13 protein-coding genes are annotated in these 19,545 nt (G+C 68.8%); 7 read left to right on the top strand and 6 right to left on the bottom strand.

Going from position 1 to position 19,545, the window contains the following annotated elements:
• Nucleotides 1–10 precede the first annotated feature (10 nt).
• Both ACT9AS_RS08295 and ACT9AS_RS08290 read left to right on the top strand, forming a co-directional pair.
• Entirely contained in the window at nt 11–937 is a 927-nt protein-coding gene (locus tag ACT9AS_RS08295; RefSeq protein ID WP_445099640.1) for an alpha/beta fold hydrolase, read from the top strand.
• A 153-nt stretch (nt 938–1,090) separates the two neighbouring features.
• A complete protein-coding gene (locus ACT9AS_RS08290; RefSeq protein ID WP_445099639.1) occupies nt 1,091–2,314 on the top strand; it encodes a TraB family protein in 1,224 nt (407 codons plus the stop codon).
• Nucleotides 2,315–2,423: 109 nt separating this feature from the next.
• On the opposite strand, the gene ACT9AS_RS08285 is transcribed toward ACT9AS_RS08290, so the two are convergent.
• The 3 genes from ACT9AS_RS08285 to ACT9AS_RS08275 form a co-directional block, all read right to left on the bottom strand.
• Nucleotides 2,424–5,495, bottom strand: a complete 3,072-nt coding sequence (locus ACT9AS_RS08285; protein WP_445099638.1) for an efflux RND transporter permease subunit — start codon at nt 5,493–5,495, stop codon at nt 2,424–2,426.
• Complete coding sequence (locus tag ACT9AS_RS08280) at nt 5,495–8,917, bottom strand: efflux RND transporter permease subunit (RefSeq protein ID WP_445099797.1); 3,423 nt, start codon at nt 8,915–8,917, stop codon at nt 5,495–5,497. The genes ACT9AS_RS08285 and ACT9AS_RS08280 overlap by 1 nt, the downstream gene beginning before the upstream one ends.
• Before the next feature lie 76 nt (nt 8,918–8,993).
• Complete coding sequence (locus ACT9AS_RS08275) at nt 8,994–10,151, bottom strand: efflux RND transporter periplasmic adaptor subunit (protein ID WP_445099637.1); 1,158 nt, start codon at nt 10,149–10,151, stop codon at nt 8,994–8,996.
• 325 nt (nt 10,152–10,476) lie between these two features.
• Between ACT9AS_RS08275 and ACT9AS_RS08270 the strand changes: the two genes are divergently transcribed.
• Together ACT9AS_RS08270 and ACT9AS_RS08265 are read left to right on the top strand one after the other, a co-directional pair.
• The gene (locus ACT9AS_RS08270; RefSeq protein ID WP_445099796.1) at nt 10,477–10,851 is read left to right on the top strand and encodes a c-type cytochrome; all 375 of its coding nucleotides are present in this window, start codon (nt 10,477–10,479) and stop codon (nt 10,849–10,851) included.
• Nucleotides 10,852–10,865: 14 nt separating this feature from the next.
• Complete coding sequence (locus tag ACT9AS_RS08265; protein WP_445099636.1) at nt 10,866–11,312, top strand: c-type cytochrome; 447 nt, start codon at nt 10,866–10,868, stop codon at nt 11,310–11,312.
• Between the two features lie 99 nt (nt 11,313–11,411).
• Here the strand turns inward: ACT9AS_RS08265 and ACT9AS_RS08260 are convergent, their stop codons facing one another.
• Both ACT9AS_RS08260 and ACT9AS_RS08255 read right to left on the bottom strand, forming a co-directional pair.
• Entirely contained in the window at nt 11,412–13,187 is a 1,776-nt protein-coding gene (locus tag ACT9AS_RS08260) for a hypothetical protein (protein ID WP_445099635.1), read from the bottom strand.
• Nucleotides 13,188–13,206: 19 nt separating this feature from the next.
• Nucleotides 13,207–13,803 (bottom strand): NfuA family Fe-S biogenesis protein, encoded by a 597-nt coding sequence (locus tag ACT9AS_RS08255; RefSeq protein ID WP_445099634.1) that lies wholly within the window; start codon nt 13,801–13,803, stop codon nt 13,207–13,209.
• Between the two features lie 104 nt (nt 13,804–13,907).
• Here ACT9AS_RS08255 and ACT9AS_RS08250 point away from each other — a divergent pair, with 104 nt between their 5' ends.
• Nucleotides 13,908–14,249 (top strand): 4a-hydroxytetrahydrobiopterin dehydratase, encoded by a 342-nt coding sequence (locus ACT9AS_RS08250; protein WP_445099633.1) that lies wholly within the window; start codon nt 13,908–13,910, stop codon nt 14,247–14,249.
• A 4-nt stretch (nt 14,250–14,253) separates the two neighbouring features.
• Nucleotides 14,254–14,700, top strand: a complete 447-nt coding sequence (locus ACT9AS_RS08245; RefSeq protein WP_445099632.1) for a TonB family protein — start codon at nt 14,254–14,256, stop codon at nt 14,698–14,700.
• Between the two features lie 188 nt (nt 14,701–14,888).
• Here the strand turns inward: ACT9AS_RS08245 and ACT9AS_RS08240 are convergent, their stop codons facing one another.
• Entirely contained in the window at nt 14,889–15,881 is a 993-nt protein-coding gene (locus ACT9AS_RS08240) for an RluA family pseudouridine synthase (RefSeq protein WP_445099631.1), read from the bottom strand.
• 473 nt (nt 15,882–16,354) lie between these two features.
• Between ACT9AS_RS08240 and rne the strand changes: the two genes are divergently transcribed.
• On the top strand, nt 16,355–19,522 hold the full coding sequence (gene rne, locus ACT9AS_RS08235) for a ribonuclease E (protein ID WP_445099630.1): 3,168 nt from the start codon (nt 16,355–16,357) through the stop codon (nt 19,520–19,522).
• Nucleotides 19,523–19,545: the final 23 nt, after the last annotated feature.

The raw sequence follows: 19,545 nt of genomic DNA, 5'->3' as shown, positions 1-19,545 counted from the left end.
GAGAACCGTCATGCCCAGACCTTCGTCAAAAATTAGCACGATCGTTCGATCTTTTATCCAGTTCAAGCTGTTGCGCTGGAGCTTCCGCATGGGTGGCTGGCTGGCGCCGGAGGCCACCGTCAACCGGGCCGCGAAGCTGTTCTGTACGCCCTACCCCGGATCGCGCCGAAGTGCGCTGGAAATGCCTGCCGGTGAGGCCCGGGTCGATGCCGTCGACAGCGGCGGCATCTCGATCGCCCGCTACAGCTGGGGCGACCCCTCGCAGCAACCCTACGTGCTGTTCGCCCACGGCTGGTCGAGCCACGGTGCGCGCATCCTGCCGTGGGTCGCACCGCTGCGCGCGGCGGGCTATGCGGTCGTCGCGTTCGACCAGGCCGCGCACGGGCGCAGCGACGGAAGCGAAAGCAACCTGCTGGAGTTCACCCGGCACCTGCTCGAGGTCGGGCGTCGCAACGGCCCGGCGGCGGCGGTGATCGGCCATTCGCTCGGCGGCGCCGCGGTCGGGCTGGCGCTGGCGCGCGGGTTGCGGGCCGACTGTGCGGTGCTGGTGGCGCCCGCCGCGGATCCGGTCGACGCGGGGCGTCGCTTCGCGCAGATGATCGGATTGTCCGGGCATCTGCGCCGCCGGATGTTCGCGTCGTTCGAGGAGCGCCTGTCGATACGCTTCGCCGACTTCCAGGCCGAACACAACGCCCCGGCCATCAACCGGCCGGCATTGATCGTGCACGACCTCGAGGACCGCGAAGTACCGTGGTCGGAAGGCGAACGCTGGGCGCGCTACTGGCACCGCGCCCGCCTGCTGAGCACTCGCGGGCTGGGCCACCACCGGATACTGGGCGATCCCGAAGTCATCGCCGCCTCGCTGGCCTTCCTGCGCGGCCAGGCGGTGGGTGAACGCCTGGTCTCATCACCCGACCGGGCCCTTGGCGTTGCCTGAATCCCGCCGTCCACGCGGTTTGCCGGTCCCCCGGGCAGGCTCTAAGCTGAGCCGTTTGCGCACGTCGATGCGCCCGGAAGCCACCATCAATGCCGTTTGCAATCGTTCGACCCCGACCTGATCCGACCCTCCCCGCCATGCCGGTGCACCACCATGGCTGAGGACCTGGCGACGGATCCGGCGCTGCACGGCCAACCCCACGCAATCGTCGAACGCGACGGCGTGCGCTACACGTTGCTGGGCACCGCCCACGTGTCCAGTGCCAGCGTCGACGCGGTCCGCGACGCGATCGCCAGCGGCAACTACGACGCGGTGGCGGTCGAGCTCGATGCACCACGGCTGCAGGCGCTCACCGAACCCGACGCGCTGGCCAACCTCAACCTCATCCAGGTCATCCGCAGCGGCCGCACCGCGATGTTCGCGGCCAACCTGGCGTTGTCGGCCTACCAGCGCCGGCTTGCCGAGCAGCTCGACATCGAGCCCGGCGCGGAACTCAAGCTGGCCGCGCTTCAAGGGCGCGAGCGCGGATTGCCGGTGCACCTGATTGATCGCGAGGTCGGGCTGACCTTCAAGCGCGCCTCGGCCCGGCTGGGGTTCTGGGGCCGGGCCAAGCTCGGTGGCGGCCTGCTCGCCTCGCTGCTGGCGTCCGAGGACGTCGGCGCCGAGGACATCGAGAAGCTCAAGCAGGGCGACATGCTGGAGGCCAGCTTCAGCGAGTTCGCCAGCGAGAGCCCGGCGGTCTACGAGACCGTGATCGCCGAGCGCGACCGCTACATGGCCGCACGCCTGCGTGAGATCCGCGAGGACACGAGCAACGACGGCGCCCGCGAGGTACTGGCCGTGGTCGGCGCCGGCCACCTGCGGGGGCTGGCCCGCCACCTGCGCGAAGAGACGCGACCGGCCATCGAGGTGCGCGAGGAACTCGAGGCACTGCCGAAGAAGAGCGACATCCCGTGGTTCACCATCGTGCTGGCGGCGTTCGTCGTGGGCGGCTTCGCCTGGGGTTTCTGGCAGGGCGGCATCGACGTCGGTTCCGACCTGCTGCTGCAATGGGTGCTGGCCACCGGCGTGCTGGGCGCGATCGGTTGCGCGATCGCGGGCGGCCATCCGCTCAGCATCGTGGTCGCCTTCCTCGCCTCGCCGATCACGCCGCTGCACCCCGCCCTCGCCTCCGGCACGCTCAGTGCGCTGACCGAGGCGTGGTTGCGCAAACCGACCTATGCCGACTTCATGGCCCTGCGCGACGACGTGCAGAGCGTGCGCGGCTGGTGGCGAAACCGGGTCGCGCGGGTGCTGCTGAACTTCTTCCTGACCAGCCTGGGCACCGCGATCGGGGTGTGGACGGGCGGCCTACGGATGCTGAATACGTTGTTCTGAGCAGCAGCTCGTCCCCTGTAGGAGCGACGTAAGTCGCGATTTCACGGCGATCCCGGATGTCAGTGAAATCGCGACTTACGTCGCTCCTACAAGGGGCTGCGGCTTTCGCTCAGGCTTCCTGCGGTTGCCCCTGGACCGCTCCGCCGCGCGCCTTGCGCACGATTCGTGCGGAGCCGTTGCGCAGGTCGTCGAGGATCGCGTAGATCGTCGGCAGGAACAGCAGGCTGACCACCGTCGAGAACGCCAGCCCGCCGGCTACCGCCCGCGCCATCGGGAAGTAGGTCAGCCCGCCCAGCACCTGGGTGTCGCTGAGCGCGATCGGCACCATCGCCAGGATTGCCGTGCCCATCGTCATCATGATCGGCCGCAACCGCTCGCGGCTGCCTTCGACCAGCGCGTCGGTGCGGCACACCCCGCGCCGTCGCAGGTTGTTGATGTGCTCGATCATCACGATGCCGTTGTTCACCACCACGCCCATCAGCACCAGGATGCCGATGAAGGACATCACCGAGAACGCGGTGCCGGTCAGCCAGAACAGCCAGAACACGCCGAACACCGAGAACAGCACGCAGCTCATGATCGCCGACGGGAACAGCAGCGACTCGAACACCGCGGCCATCACCACGTAGATCATCACCAGCGCGATGACCAGGTTGAACAGCATCTGCTGCTCGGCCTCGGACTCGTTCTCGAACGCGCTGCCATCGAACGTGTAGCCGTAGCCGGGCGGGAACGCGACGCTCTCCATCGTCTGCTCCATGACCTTGCGCGCGTCCGGCACGGTGGTCTCGCCGGCAAGGCCGGCCAGGATGGTCACGCGGGTCTGGCGGTTTGTCCGGCGGATCTGGGTCGCGGCCGGCTGCACGCTGACATCGACCATCGCCATCAAAGGCACGGTACGTCCGTCGGCGGTCCGCACGGTGAAGCTGGCGATGTCCTCGACGCCGTAGTTCTCCGCGCCCTGGAACCGCACCCAAACCGGGACCTCGGTCTGCTCGCGCTTGAAGTCGCGCAGCTGCGCGCCGCGTAGCGCCAGCGACACGAACTGCGCGACATCCCCGGTACTGAAGCCGAACGACGCGGCGCGCTCGCGATCCACCCGGATCTTCAGCTCGCTGTTCTGGTCGCCGGTGTCGACGCGCACGTCGGTGAGCTCGGGGTTGCGCGCCAGGATCGGAACGATGTCGGCCGCCAGTGCGTTCAAGGTCTCGGTGGAATCGCCCACCAGCTCGACCTGCACCTTGCCGCCTGCGCCTTCGCCGCGGCCGCTGCGCCCGACCACCAGCTTCGCCCGGGCCGATTTGGGCAGCTCCTTGCCGATGGTCTCGCCGATCTTCGTGGGGTCGTCGACGGTTTCGTCGAACGATATCTCGGTCTCGGCCCAGCCCTGTTCGCGGTATTGCGAATAGACCTGGACGATGTGGAACCGCTCGCGGTTGCGGTCGAGGTACTGCTCGACCTTCGCGACCTCGACGGCCATCTGCTCGCGGGTATAGCTGTCGTCCCACTCGTAGAAGATCTCGACCTCGTCGCCGCCGCCGTCGCCGAACATCTCGATCTTGGTCTGGGTCATCGGCACCAGGCTGATCGCGATGATCAGCAGGATGCCCAGCACGCTCCAGCCGCGGTGGTCGAGGGTCCAGCGCAGGAAGCGTGCATAGCGCTGCTGCAGGCGGTGGATCACCCCGGCCTCGTTGCGCACGGCCGGCGGGGTCTTCATCCGTGCCGACAGCATCGGGATCAGGCTGACCGCGACCAGCCACGAGGCCAGCAGCGACACCGAGATCGCAATGGCGATCTGCGACATGAAGATGCTGATGTCGTTGGTCTCGCCGAACAGGTTCGGCACGAACACGATGCAGTGACACAGCGTGCCGGCCGACAGCGCGATGGCGACATTGCGGGTGCCGACGATCGATGCCTGCATCGGCTGGTCCGGCATCTTCTCGCGTTCCTGGTAGATGCTTTCCACCACCACCACCGCGTTGTCGACCAGCATGCCGACCGCCAGCAGCAGCCCCATCAACGACAGCACGTTGAGGGTCACGCCGGCGAAGTACATGAAGCCCAGCGTCATCACGAAGCAGATCGGGATCGCCAGCGTCACCATCAGCGTCGACGGCCAGTGGCGCAGGAAGAAGAACAGCACCGCGATCGACAGCACCAGGCCGACGGCACCGGCCTCGGCCAGTTCAAGCAGGGACGTGGTGACCTCTTCGCCCTGGTTGTCGTCGACCTTGACCTCGACGCCCTCCAGCGCGGGTTGCGCGCGGATGCGCTCGAGCTCCTGCAACACCCGGCTGGACACGTCGACCAGGTTGGCCTCGCGCTCCTTGTAGATGTCCAGCGACACGGACGGGCGTCCATCGAGTTGGCGGCCCGTGCTCATGCGCTCCTTGGTCAGTTCGATATCGGCGATGTCGCCGAGCCGCACGCCGGCATCGTTGATCACCAGCTCGCGCAACTGGTCGAGGTCCTGCAGCTCGCCGACGGGCTGCACCCGCAGGCGGTTGCCGTTGGTCTCGATCTCGCCCGCGGCCATCGAGAAGTTGACCGACTGCAGGCGCGAGGTCAGTTCGTTGAGGTTGAGGCCGTGCGCGGTCAGGCGGTCGGGATCGATCGCGATCTCGACCTCGTTGGGCGGCGCGCCGCCGATCTCGACCTTGGCCACGCCGTCGACGCGTTCGAGCGGTCGCTGGAACTCGCGTTCGAGCAGGTCGTAGGCCTGGCTCAGATCGTTGGTTCCGGCCAGGTGGATCTCCAGGATGGGCTCGTCGGAACTGGACCAGTTGCCGACGAAGTAGCGCTGGAAGTCGTCGGGGAACTCGTCGCGGATCGCGTCGAGGCGCTCGCGCGCTTCCGATGCCGCGATCTGGACGTTGGTGTCCCAGTCCGAGTACTCGACGAACACCGTCGCGCCGTCGGCACGCGCGGTGCCCTGCAGCCGCTTCAGGCCGCTCATGGTGGCCAGCGCTTCCTCGGCCGGGCGCAGCACCATCCGCTCGACTTCCTCGGGCGTCGAACCCGGGTACGGCAGGTTGATGAAGACGCCCGGGAACGAGATGGCCGGCAAGGCTTCGAGCGGCAACCGCACCGCCGCGATCAGGCCGATCACGAACATCGACACGAACAGCATGATCGTGGTGACCGGCCGCTTGAGGCTGAGTTCGGCGATGCTCATCAGGCGTACCCGGCCTCGTCACCGGCAATGCGGTCCAGTTTCGCCGTGGCCAGCCGGCCGCGCTCGCGGTAGTACTCGTCGGCGCGGCGGTCCAGCAGGTCGTACACCACCGGGATCACCACCAGCGTCAGCAGGGTCGACACCAGCAGGCCGCCGATCACGGTGATCGCCATCGGCGAGCGCACCTCGGCGCCCGCACCGAACGCCAATGCCAGCGGCAGGAAGCCGAACAGCGTGCACATCGTGGTCATGACGATCGGCCGCAGGCGCGAACGCGCGCCTTCGACCAGCGCCTCGCGCTTGGCCACGCCGGCCTCGCGCAACTGGTTGACCTTGTCGATCAGGATGATCGCGTTCTTGGTCACCAGCCCGACCAGCAGGATCAGGCCGATGAACACCACGATCGACACCGGCGAGCCGGTCAGCAGCAACGCCAGCACCGCGCCGACCAGTGCCAGCGGGATGGTGAACAGGATCACGAACGGGTGCAGCAGCGACTCGAACTGCGACGCCATCACCAGGTAGACCAGGAAGATCGCCAGCCCGAACGCGAACAGCAGCGAGGTCACCGCGGTCGCCAGTTCCTCGCCCTGGCCGCCGATGTGCATGTCGACATCGGCGCCGAGCGGACTGTCGGCGACCATCTGCTGGACCTCCTGCACCGCGCTGCCCAGGTCGATGTCGCGCAGGTTGGCGGAGACGATCGCGACGCGCTCCTGGTCGGCGCGGTGGATCTCGCTCGGGCCGGTGGTCGATACCACCTCGGCCACCGACGACAGCCGCACCGGACGACTGCTGCCCGGGTTGACGATCAGGTTGCGGATGTCGTCGACCGAGCCACGGTCGGACTCGCGGGCGCGCACCAGCACGTCGATCTTGCGGTCGCGGAAGCTGTAACGGGTGGCGACCTCGCCCTTGACCTTCTTGACCACCGCGTCGGCGACCTGGCGCGTGGTCAGGCCGAAGGCCGCCGCACGCTCCTGGTCGAAGTGGATCTGGATCTCCGGGAAGCCCTGCTCCACGGTCGAGCTGACATCGGCGTAGTGCGCGTTGCCGCGCAGCAGCGCGGCCATCTTCTGGCCGGCGACCTCGATCGATTCGAGGTCGCTGCCGCGTAGCTCGATCTCCAGCGGCGTCGAGAAACTGAACAGCTCCGGCCGGCTGAAATCGACCTGCGCGCGCGGGTGCGCGTCCATGGTTTCGCGCAGGCGTTCGGTGGTCTGCGCCTCGACCTGCTCGCTGCCGCCATCGGCCATCACCACGGTCAGCTTGCCGATGTTCTCGCCGCTTTCGGTCGGGCTGGCATCCAGCCGGGTGCCGCTGCCACTGACGCCGTACAGCGACTCGATGCCGGGGGCGTCGGCGTGCTTCTGCTGCAACTCGCGCACCAGCGCATCGGTCTCGGCCAGCGGCGTGCCCGGTGGCAGCTTGACCGTCATCTCGAAGCGGTCCTGCGCCAGCTGCGGGATCAGGTCCGCGCCCAGCATCGGCACCAGCAACAAGGTCAGCACGAACGCCGTCGCGGCCGCGCCCAGCACCAGGAACGGACGACCCAACGCGCCGGGGAGCAACTTCAGGTAGCCGCGCTCGGCACGGTGATACGGAGCCATCGCGATGTCGCTGGCCTTGCGCATCACCGGCCCGACCACCGCGGCCAACCCGCGCCACAACTTCACAACGACCCACGCGATGCCGAAGAAGCCACCGCGGGCACCGGCGCTGACGCCGCGCTCGGCCAGCGCAAACGGCTTCTGCAACTTCGAGGTCGGCCGCCATTGCGGATGCGCCGGCTCTTCCGGGAACGCCATCGGCGGCCGCCCCTTGAGCGCGCTCAGCATCGGGATCAGGGTCATCGCGACCACCAGCGAGATGCCGATCGCGATCGCCACGGTCAACGCCTGGTCGCGGAACAGCTCGCCGGCGATGCCCTCGACGAACACCAGCGGCAGGAACACCGCGATCGTGGTCAGGGTCGAGGCGACCACCGCCATGCTGACCTCGCGGGTGCCGGTGATCGCCGCCTGCAGGATGCCGAGTCCGCGTTCGCGCGCCTTGGCGATCGATTCGAGCACCACGATCGAGTCGTCGACCACCAGTCCAGTGGCCAGCGCCAGGCCACCCAGCGACATCACGTTGAGACTCAGGCCGAGCTGGCCCATGAAAAAGAACGTGGTGATGATCGACACCGGCAACGACAGCCCGACCACGAACGTGCTCCAGCCATCGCGCAGGAACAGGAAGATGATCAGGATCGCCAACAGGCCGCCGATCACCGCGTCCTTCTTGACGTCGGCGATGGCGTGCGCGATGAAGATCGACTGATCCTCGATGACGGTCAGCTCGAACTCCGGCGGCACCTGCTCGCGGATCTGCTCCAGCCTCGCGTGCAGTGCCTCGGCGGTGGCGACGGTGTTGGCATCGCCTTCCTTGTAGATCGCCAGCTCGACGGCTTCCTGTCCGCCCAGGCGGATGATCGCCTCGCGCTCCTTGTAGCCCTGGGTGACGGTCGCGACGTCCTTGAGCCGGACCGGCATGCCGCCCGCCACCGCCGACGAATTGCCCGACGACGCGCTCTGGACCGACGCCGCCGCGGCCATCGCGTCGGCCGAGCCGGTCGCCGCCGCGACACGCGCCATCTGCGCCGCGGCATCCTGCGCGGCACTGTCGCCACCGCTGCTGGTGGTGACCAGCATCTCGCGCATCTCCTCGACGCTGGCGAACTGGTTGACCGTGCGTACGAGGTAACGCTGCGAGCCCTGCTCCAGCCGGCCGCCGGACACGTTGACGTTCTCCTGCGCCAGCCGCTGGATGACGGTGTCGATCGGCAGGTTGAGCTGGGCCAGCTTCTGCTGGTCGATCAGCACCTGGATCTCGTCTTCCAGGCCGCCGCCGACCTTGACCGCGGCCACGCCCTCGACCGGTTCGAGCTTTTTCTTGAGGTCCTCGTCGGCGTAGCGGCGCAGCAACGTCAGCTGGCGCTGGGCCTCGCCGTCGGCCTTGGCCGACAAGGCGATCCGAAGGATCGGCGCGGTCGACGGGTTGAAGCGCAGCAGCACCGGCGGCTCGGCTTCGAGCGGCAGTTGCACGCCTTCCATCTTGTCGCGCACCTCCAGGCTGGCCTGGTCCATGTCGGTGCCCCACGCAAACTCCAGCACCACGTCGCTCTGGCCGGTGCGCGACACCGACTTCAGCTTGCGCAGCCCCTTGACCACGCCGACGGCCTCCTCGACCGGCTCGCTGACCAGGGTTTCGATCTCCGACGGCGCCGCGCCGGTGTACTCGGTGCGTACGGTCAGGGTCGGATAGCTCAGGTCGGGCAGCAGGTTGACCTTGAGGTTGCTCAGCGCGATCAGGCCGAACAGCAGGAAGGTGATGGTGACCATCGCCACCGTGACCCGGCGGCGGGTGGAAAACTCGACCAGGTTGAAGCTGCGCGGCGCATGCGCGTCGGGCGCGTGCGGCGTTGGATCCTTGGCGTCGCTCACGGCAGTCCGGCCCTTACTGGTTGGTGGCGGCGGGTTGCGAGGCCTTGGTCGCCTCGCCGTTGGCCAGCTTGGTGTCGGCGACCTCGGCGGCCGGCTCGCCGACCACGGTCACTTCGCTGCCGTCGCGCAACGCGCTCTTGCCGGCCACCACCACGCGGTCGCCGAGCTTGAGCCCTTCGCGGATCTCGGCCCACTCGCCGTCGATGTAACCGAGCTTCACCGGCACCCGCGCGACCTTGCCGTCGCGCAAGGCGAACACCGCGGCGTCGTCCGTACCCTCCAGCAACGCGCTGCGCGGCACCACGGTGGCGTTCGCGCGCTGGTCGTAGTCGATGCCGATGCGCCCGAACATGCCGGGCTGCAACACGTCCTGGCTGTCGAACGTGGCGATGACCCGGAAGGTACCGCTGCCCGCATCGACCACCGGCGAGATGCGGTCGACCACGCCCTCGAAGGTCTTTCCGGGCAACGCATCCACCTTCAGCTTGACCGGCAGGCCCTGCTTCATCGTGGCCAGCTCGCGCTCGGGCACGTTGAGCACGGCCTCCAGCTCCGAGGTGTCGACGATGCGCACGATCGGGGTGTTGATCTGCACGAAGTTGCCCGGCTTCGGGCTGACCGAGGCCACCACGCCACTGATCGGCGAGGTGACATTGGCGTACGACAGCTCGAGGTTGGCCAGCCGGTTGGCCGCGCGCGCGTTGGCGAGGTCGTAGCGGATCTGGTCGTAGTCGGACGCGGCGATCAACCGCTCGCTGGCCAGCTTCTCGGCACGCGCGAACTGGTTCTGCAGCTTGTGCATCTGCGCGGCGGTCTGCGCGGCCTGCAACTCGGCACGCGCCGAATCCAGCCGCACCAGGACCTGGCCGGCGCGCACCACGTCGCCCTCCTCCACCAGCACCTGCAGCGCCACGCCGGAGGTCTTGGCGACCACCTGCGATTCGGCCGGCGCCTCGAGCGGTGCCGTGCCGGTATAGCTCGCGGCGACCGGACGCTGGACCACCGCGGATACCTCGACCGGCACCGCTTCAGGCGCCTGCTTCCCGCCCGGCTTGCCCGCGCCGTCGGCAGGGTCCCCGCCCTTGCAAGCCGCCAGCGCCAGCAGGCAGGACAGCGCAAGGGTGGCGGTACGGACGTGACCGCGCGTGCGGCCGGAATGGTGGTGACGCATCGAATGGACCCCAGTGGAAAGATTGCAGACGTGGTGTTTTCCGGACGTATGCCGGTGTTGTATGTAGGTATATCACCGGCGCACCCGATTCCCATGCGCCGAAGGTAATGGTGAGCGCTGGCACGGCTGCCCGGTCGACTGCCGGATCAGCGCCCCGTCGATCGGAAACCAACGGAAATGAAGCCCTTGTCGGGCCGCTGGTGCATGCGCTGCTTCGTTGCGGCGGAGTCGCAAGCTATACTGCCGGGATTGCGCGTGGCAATCGCAAAAACGCGAGCCCCGCCCACCAGACTTCCAGCTACCAGAGATTGCGGACTACGACATGATGCGACCGCTGACGATCGCCGCCTTGGCGCTTACCACTGCCATCCTGGCCACCCCGGCCATGGCCCAGGACACGGCGCCAGCCGCCGCCCCCGCCACCCCGGCCCCGGCTGCAGCCGCGGTAACCGGTGACGCCGAGCGCGGCCTGCAGCTGACCTATACCTGCCAGGGTTGCCACGGCGTGGTCGGTTACAAGAACGCCTATCCGAATTACCACGTGCCGAAGCTCGGCGGGCAATCGGAGCAGTACCTGCACAACGCGCTGACCGCGTACCAGCAGGGCAGCCGCAAGCACCCGACGATGCAGGCCCAGGCGGAGAGCTTCTCCGAGCAGGACATCGCCGATATCGCCGCCTTCCTTTCCACCCTGAAGTGAGTGAGCAGACGCCCATGACGATCCGCAACTTCGCCATCGCCCCTGCCCTGCTCGCCACCGCGCTGGTGCTGTCGGCCTGCTCGGGTTCGGAAGCACCCGCCGGGCACGCCGAAGCCACCGGCCACGCGGCCGCGACCTCGTCGTCGGCCGGCCTGCCGGACGGCAACATCGCCGCCGGCGAAAAGCTGGCCAACACCAAGGGCGAAGCCACCGGCCAGTCCTGCGTCGACTGCCACGGCGCCAACGGCGCGGCCCCGATCGACCCGACCTACCCGACGATCGGTGGCCAGTACGCCGACTACATCGGGCATGCGCTGCAGGCCTATCGCAGCGGCGACCGCCAGCACGCGCTGATGACCAACCAGGCCATCAACCTCACCGACCAGCAGATCGCCGACCTGGCTGCGTACTTCGGTACGCGCGACAGCGACCTGGTGACCCTGCACGGCGCCCACGACTGAGTCGTCGCACCGTGCAGTCGGGCCTGCCCCGACGATAGACAAAAAGCCCGCATCCGTTGCGGGCTTTTTGCTGGCCGGTCAGCGGGTCGACACCACCTGTCACCCCGCTGGCGGCGGCACGCTGCCGTTGCCTTCCTGCAGCTCCGGCTTGAACGGAACATCCGGTGGTGGCCGCGCGGTTGCGGGCTGCTCGTTGAGGTTGGGGTCGCCGATGCCGCAGCCGCCGCCCATGACCAGCAACACGGTGGTGCATTCGATGTACTTGTTGGTGCCGGGGATCGGGATGCGGATGGTGTTGATGCTCTTGCGCACCCATTCTTCCAGCAGGCTTTCGTTCGGCCGCCAGTACTGGTCGAACGCGGTCGGTTCGTAGTCATTCGGCGGACGCCGCAACCAGGTGCCGACACGGTCGAGGTCGGCGATCTCTTCGGTGATCGTTCCGGGCGGCATGCCCGGTGAGGCCGAGCCCGGCGTTTCCGCCAGTCGCACGCTGCCGTCGCTGTTGTACAGGCCGGGCGGCTCGCCCTTCTGCGCGCCGGGGGTTTCACGTTCGGCCGCGCCCCAGTCGTCGGCACGCTCCGGGGATGGCCAGGCGCCGGGGGTTGGGGTCTTTTCCGGACCAGCGGTGACGGCGACGGGTTCGACCGGTGCGGGCGTCTCCGCTGCGGGCTCGGTGGGCGCAACAGGTGCAGGTGCAGGTGCTGGCGCCGGTGTCGACGCGACAGGCGCGGGAGCTGGCGGCGCCGGGGGTATCGGTGCAGGGGGCGTCGGTGCAGGTGGCGTCGGTATTTCGCGCTCGCGCACTTCCGGTGGCTTCGCGACCAGCGACGGCGCGGCCACCTCGCGCGAGCGGACTTCCGGCGTTGGCGTGCGTGGAAGCGCCGGTTGCTCGCGCACCGCAATCTCCCGCACGTCGACCTCGGGCACCGTCGCCTGCAGCACGGGTTGCCGCGTGGGGTTCGGCGGCAGCGTCGACACGACCGGCCGCGGCACGCGGGCGATTTCGACAACCTCCACGCTGGGCGTGGGCGCGGCCAGCTCGGGCATCCGGATCGCGGGCGCCTCGATCCGCGTCGTCGTTGCCGGCAGCACGAACTCCTCGCTCCAGTCGGGCACCGGCTCGCTCACCGCCAGCGGTTGCCGGACGACGACCGGGCTCGGCTCCGGTTGCGGGATCTCGCGTTGCACCACCTGCGCGGGAGGCACCTGGAGCGCGGATGGCTGCACCGTCGCTGGCAACACGGCGACATCGGGAAGCGGCGTGCTGGCCGGTTCCGTTGCCGGCGCGGGTTCCGGCGTCGGCTCGGGGACGGGCTCGGCTTCACTGGCCACGACAGGCGACGGCGGGCGGGACTCGACGGGACGCTCCGGCTCGACCTGCTCTACCGGCTCCGGCGCGGGGCCGCCGCCGACGTCCTCCGGCGTGCCTTCACCGACATACTCGACCTGCACCACCACCATCTCCTCACCCTTCGACGGTGGACTGTCGACGCGGGTGAGGTCCAGGTACAGCAGCCATCCCAGCAACGCCAGCAGCGCGAGGTGCCACGCGACAGAGGTACCCGCGGCGAGCCAATGCCACCGGCGCTCGTCGGCGGATTCCGGGGGATTCCACTCCTGCCGCCACAGCGTGCCAAAGGCCTGCCAGCGGGTCAGTTCACCGACGCGCCGCGGCGGGGTCGACAACGGACGCTGTGCAAGGATGTCGACGATCGCCTGCGCGCTCGCGCCGTGGATCGCGCCGCGCCGGCCGTGCATCGCGTCGAACCATTGCTGCCATCCGGGCGGGAACTCCCCCGGTGGACGACGCCACTGCCTTGAAACCAGCTGCATGCGCCGCTGGATGGCGTGGATCAGGGCGTCGGCTGAAACCATCGGCGACGCGTGGCCGCGGTCAGGCCGCGGAGCCCCGGCTGATATAGGGCGCCGCGCCGCTGTCGTGGTCGGTCGCGTCGCGCACCGCGGTCACTCCCGGCACCTTCTCCAGCAGGGTCTTCTCGATGCCCTGCTTGAGGGTGACGTCGGCCATGCCGCAACCGTGGCAGCCACCGCCGAAACGCAGCATCACCACGCCGTCGGCGGTCACTTCCTGCACCGCGACGCTGCCGCGGTGCTGCGCGAGCTGCGGATTGATCTCGTTCTCGACCACGTAGTGCACGCGCTCGACCAGCGAGGCCGATTCGCCCGGCACCACGCCCTTGATCTTCGGCGCGCGGATCTGCAACTGGCCGCCGGTGGCCTGCACTTCGTAGTCGATCTCCGCGCTGTCGAGGTAATTGACGCTGGCCGCTTCCAGCCACAGCGTGAAGCCCTCGCAATCGATCGCCCATTCGTCGCCAAGCAGGTCGCCCGGCTCGGCGAACTCCAGCCGCACGTCGGCGCGCGGGGTGCCCGGATGCACCGCCGACAAGCGCACGCCCAGGCCCGGCAGGGCCTCGCGCTCGATCAGCTTGCGGAAATGGGTCTGGGCGGATTCGGAAATCTGGATCATGCCGCTATTCTAACGGGCTGCGCGCTATACCAGTGTTCAACCGCCCCGCCCGACCGCCGCCGATTGCAATCCGTTCAGTCGTCGCCCGCCGCAAAGGAACCGCCATGACCGACCTGATTCCACTGTCCCGTGCCCACTGCATCGCCCGCCGTGGCAGCGAACACAAGCTTCCCCAGGCCCGCGTGCGCGAGCTGTTGCCGGAGATTCCCGGCTGGGAACTGGTCGAGGACGGCCATGCGCTGAGCAAGACCTTCCGGTTCGACGACTATTACCGGACCATCGCCTTCGTCAACGCGCTGGCCTTCATCGCCAACCGCGAAGACCACCACCCCGACCTGAGCGTGCACTACGACCGCTGCGTGGTGCGCTTCTCGACCCACGACGTCGGCGGACTGAGCGAAAACGACTTCATCTGCGCGGCCAAGGCCGAATCACTCACGGAGTAACGCGATGACCCGCCACCTGTTGAACGCCCACGCATCCGTCCGCGGCACCCGTGCACTCGGCGTGCTGCTTGCCCTCGGCCTGCTGGCTGGTTGCGAAGGCCCGGTCCAGACCCCGGCGATCGCACCGACACAACCGCTCGCGGTCGACACCCCGCCCCCCGAGTACCCGGCGCAACTGGCCTGCGACGACATCGGTGGCACCGTGGGGCTGATCATGAAGATCGGCCTCGACGGCCACCCGACCGCCATCCGGCTCGAGACCAGCAGTGGCCAGCCCGCACTGGACCAGGCCGCCATGACCGCCGTCGAAGGCTGGACCTTCCGCCCCGCCACCCGCAACGGCGACCCGGTATCCACCGACCTGCGCGTCCCCGTGACCTTCACCCCGCCGACCATGCGTCCCGACATGTGCTTCCAGCTCGACGAACAGCGCTCCGACGACGTGCTGTAGACGCCTCCGATTCGCCCCCCTGTAGGAGCGACGTAAGTCGCGAAAGCCCCAGCCCAAAACGCGCGACACCCGACCGCCGGCGTGAAACAGCCATCCGCAACCGCGGAAGCGACAGCAAAACCGGTTCTCCATCGCGACTTACGTCGCTCCTACAAAAAGCGGGAAGCGTCCGAAGGCGACGGAGCGCCTCACGCCAACCGGTCCAGCACGTCGAGCAACTCGGGCGCCAATGGCGCATTCAACAGATACGGCGTCCTGCCATCATCCAGCGCGAACTCCAGCGTCGAGGCGTGCAGGAACAGCCGCTTCAACCCGATCTGCTCGCGCAGCTTCCGGTTGACCGCCGGATCACCGTACTTGTCGTCACCCGCCACCGCGTGGCCGATATGCTGCGCATGCACGCGGATCTGGTGGGTACGCCCGGACTCGATCCGAACCTCGCAGTACGACTGCCCGCCGCGACGCTCCAGCAACTGGAAATGGCTCAGCGACGGCTTGCCGGCCGTGCTTCCGGGCCGGACCACCTGCACGTGGCGCTCACCGCCCTGGCGCAGGCCGACGTGCAGCGGCGCGTCCACGCTCATCACCCCGTCCGGCATCCGCCCGGCGAGCAGCGCCAGATAGCGTTTGCGGAACCCGGCGCCGCCGCTGCTGCCCTCGCGCATCAGCATCTGCATCTCGGTCAGTGCCGAGCGCTTCTTGGCGACGATCAGCAACCCCGAGGTATCGCGGTCGAGCCGGTGAACCAGCTCCAGCGACTGGTTCGGCCGCAGCGCCCGCAAGGTCTCGATCGCGCCGAAACTGATCCCGCTGCCGCCATGGCTGGCGACCCCGGACGGCTTGTTCAGCGCCAGCAGCCGCGCGTCCTCGTAGACGATCGCCGCGTCCAGCGCGTTCATGAAGCCCGCCGGCGGCGTGGCCTTGTCCCCGGCCTCGGCGAGACGGACCGGCGGAATCCGCACTTCCTCGCCGCCCTCGAGCTTGCGCTCGGCCTTGGCCCGGCCGCCGTTGATCCGCACCTGGCCGGAGCGAATCAGCTTGTATATCAACGACTTGGGGGCACCTTTTAATTGCCCCAGCAGGAAGTTGTCGAGCCGCTGGCCGGCACGGTCATCGGGCACCCGCACGACACGGGCGCCGGTGCGGTTCTCACCGCCGGATTGGGAAGCTGAATGGGTCATCCGCAAAGGGTTATCTGATACACTCGCGACGCGAGATAAGGTTTTGATTTCGCAGGAAGTTGTCCCCGCCGCCGCGTCCAGACGCTGCAAACCGGGACAAGGGCCGAAAGCCCGGCCTGCGATTCCGGCCCGCGCCTGACCACTGTCCTCGGGACAGCCATGTTAGCAGCGACGGTCCGGCGGAACCGACCCTCGTCCGGCGGGTCAAACCGCCTGTGATGAATACGCCCCGAGCGACGCCAAGGCAGAGTTTGCCGGACGCGGTCGCCGGCCCCGAAAGTTAGGAATGCAACAAGCAAGCGCTCCCGCGGCCCGCCGTGGTGTTGTAGCGCTGGAAAATTGTCAGGTCACGCCAGCGTGCGCAGGCAGCCGCTCCCCGGAGCCTCCTGCAGCCGTCGCGAAGGCGGGGCCCGGTTGTCCAGAAGCGAAACGCCAGGCGTTCCGCGCGGTTCGAGCGCGCGAGGAACGCAACAATGAAACGCATGCTGATCAACGCGACGCAGGCAGAAGAACTGCGCGTGGCGACCGTCGATGGCCAGACCCTGTACGACATCGACATCGAGCAACCCTCGAAAGAACAGACCAAGTCCAACATCTACAAGGGCAAGATCACCCGCCTCGAGCCCTCGCTCGAAGCCGCCTTCGTCGAATACGGCGGCAACCGCCACGGCTTCCTGCCGATGAAGGAAATCTCCCGCGACTACTTCCAGTCCGGGGTCGACCACAACAAGGCCGGGCTCAAGGAGCTGCTGCGCGAGGGCCAGGAAGTCGTGGTCCAGGTCGACAAGGAAGAGCGCGGCAACAAGGGCGCCGCCCTGACCACGTTCATCTCGCTGGCCGGCCGCTACATGGTGCTGATGCCCAACTCCCCGACCGCCGGCGGCGTCTCGCGCCGGATCGAGGGCGAGGACCGCGCCGAGCTGAAGAAGGCGATGGACGCGCTGACCATTCCCGACGACATGGGCGTGATCATCCGCACCGCCGGCGTCGGCCGCGATGCCGAGGAACTGCAGTGGGACCTCGATTACCTGCTGCAGGTCTGGAAAGCCGTCGCCGAGGCCGCGCTGACCAAGCCCGCGCCGTTCCTGATCTACCAGGAGTCGCGCCTGATCATCCGCGCCCTGCGCGACTACATGCGCCCGGACATCGGCGAGATCCTGGTCGACACCGACGAGATGTACGCCGAGGCGCGCGACTTCGTCGAGCAGGTGATGCCGCACAACCTGCGCAAGCTCAAGCACTACACCGACGACGTCCCACTGTTCAACCGCTTCCAGATCGAGTCGCAGATCGAGAACGCCTACGAGCGTGAGGTCCGCCTGCCGTCCGGCGGTGCGCTGGTGATCGACCAGACCGAAGCGCTGACCGCGGTCGACGTCAACTCGGCGCGCGCGACCAAGGGCAGCGACATCGAGGACACCGCGTTCAACACCAACCTGGAGGCCGCCGAGGAGGTGGCCCGCCAGATGCGCCTGCGCGATCTGGGCGGTCTGGTGGTGATCGACTTCATCGACATGTCGTCCAACCGCCACCAGCGCGAGGTCGAAAACCGCCTGCAGCACGCGCTCAAACAGGACCGCGCCCGCGTGCAGGTCGGCCGCATCTCGCGCTTCGGCCTGCTGGAAATGAGCCGCCAGCGCCTGCGCCCGAGCCTGGGCGAGTCCAGCCAGATCGTCTGCCCGCGTTGCGAAGGCCACGGCCGCATGCGCAGCGTCGAGTCGCTGTCGCTGTCGATCCTGCGCGTGGCCGAAGAGCACGCGATGAAGGAGAACACCGGGCAGGTGCTGGTGCAGGCGCCGACCGAGATCGCCACCTACCTGCTCAACGAGAAGCGCCGCGCGCTGGCCGAGATTGAACGCCGCCACGACGCGCCGATCGTGATCGTCGCCGACGAGCAGCTGCTCACCCCGCATTACGAAGTCACGCGCATCCGTGACAACGAGATGGGCGAGGAAACCAGCAAGCCGAGCTACCACCGCGGCACCCCGCGCAAGCTGCCGACCCACTCGCTGACCAAGGCCCACCTGAACATCCCGGCGGCGCCGATCGTCACCAACGTCAAGCCGGCCCAGCCGGCGCCGCTGCGCGAGCCGCGCGAAGCCGCCGCCCCGGTGGCGCCGACGCCCGTCGTGGTCGCGCCGACCCATTCGATCGGCGTGGTCGAGCGGATCATGCGGTTCTTCCGTGGCAGCGAGCCGGCCGAAGCCAAGCCGGCCGCGGGTTCGCGCTCGCGTTCGAAGGACGGCGGCAACCGCAGTGACCGTGGCGAGCGTAACGCACGTGGCGAGCGCGGTGACCGCAACGGCCAGCGCCGTGGCGGCAAGCAGGCCCGCGATGGCCGCGATGGTGGCCGTCGCGACGAGCCGCGTCGTGGCAATGGCGCCTCCCAGCCCGCGCAGTCGAAGGCCGATCCGGCCCCGGCCGCCTCCAACCAGGAGGCTCCGGCCAAGACCGGTCGCGGCGGCAAGCAGGGCCGGCAGAAGCAGCCCCGCGCCCAGCAGGCCGACAACGTCGCCACCAACGCCGACAGCAACAAGCCGGCGGATCAGGCCGAGCGCGCGCCACGCCCACCGCGTGCGCCGCGCGGCGAGCGGCCTGCCCGCGACACCGCCAAGCCGGCCGACGACGCCGCAGCCGTGACCGCAGTCGCGGTGACCGCGGCCGAGGGCGCGGCGCCCGACGCCAAGGCCACCGAGCAGGCCGCGAGCCAGACCGCCGCGGTCGCCGAGAACGCACAGCAGAGCAGCAACGCGTCCGCTTCCGGGGATACCGAGGAAGAATCGGGCGAAGGCACCGGCCGTCGCCGTCGTGGCCGTCGCGGCGGTCGTCGCCGTCGTCGTGGCGGCGGCGAGAACGCCGCAGCCGAAGGCCAGGCGCCGGATACCTCGCTGCTCGACGAGGGCGAGAGCGACGCCGACGCCAAGCCGGTCGCCAGCCGTTCGCAGCCGGAGTTCGACTTCGACGACGAAGGCGCCCCGGCCGCCAAGCCGGCCCGTCCGACGCCCGCAACCGCCGCAGCCGCTGCCATCCCGGCGGCCGCCGTGACGAGCGACGCGACGGAAGCTGACGCGCAACCGGTTCCGGCCAAAACCGCTCCGGCCCCGGTCGTCGCCACCGAACCGGAAGCCGCCAAGCCTGAAGCCGCGAAGCCGGAAGCGCCCAAGCCGGAAGCCGCCGTGGTCGACGCCGAAGCACAGCCGACGCCCCCGGTAGAAGCCGCACCCGTGCCGTCCCCGGCCGAAGCCGCGGTCCAGGCCGCGCCGGAGCCGCGCGACGTCCCGGCCAAGCCGGAAACGCCCGCCCAGCCGACCGTCGTCGAGACCGCCGTGGTCGATGCCGAACCGGTCGAGAACGCGGTCGTCGAAGACACCGTCGTGCCCCAGCCGGAGCCGGTCGACGACGCCGCAATGGTCGAGCCCGAGCCGGTCGAGCCGGTGAAGCCGCAGCGCAGCGCCGATGTCGAGCAGGCACCGGACGCGCCGGTCGCCAACGGCACCAACGGCAGCGACACCCGCGCTCCGTCCGAGCCGCGTACCGCCAGCCTGTTCGACGCCGAGCCGGTGTCGTCGCCGGCCGACGCCGCGGTCCACGGCCAGCACGCGGACAACGACGCGGACGCCAGGCGCAACCAGGACGCCTGACCGCATCCAGCCGCAATAGAAAA

The sequence above is a fragment of the Lysobacter sp. F60174L2 genome, assembly GCF_052547135.1.
This window is presented reverse-complemented; position numbering and strand designations above follow the sequence as displayed.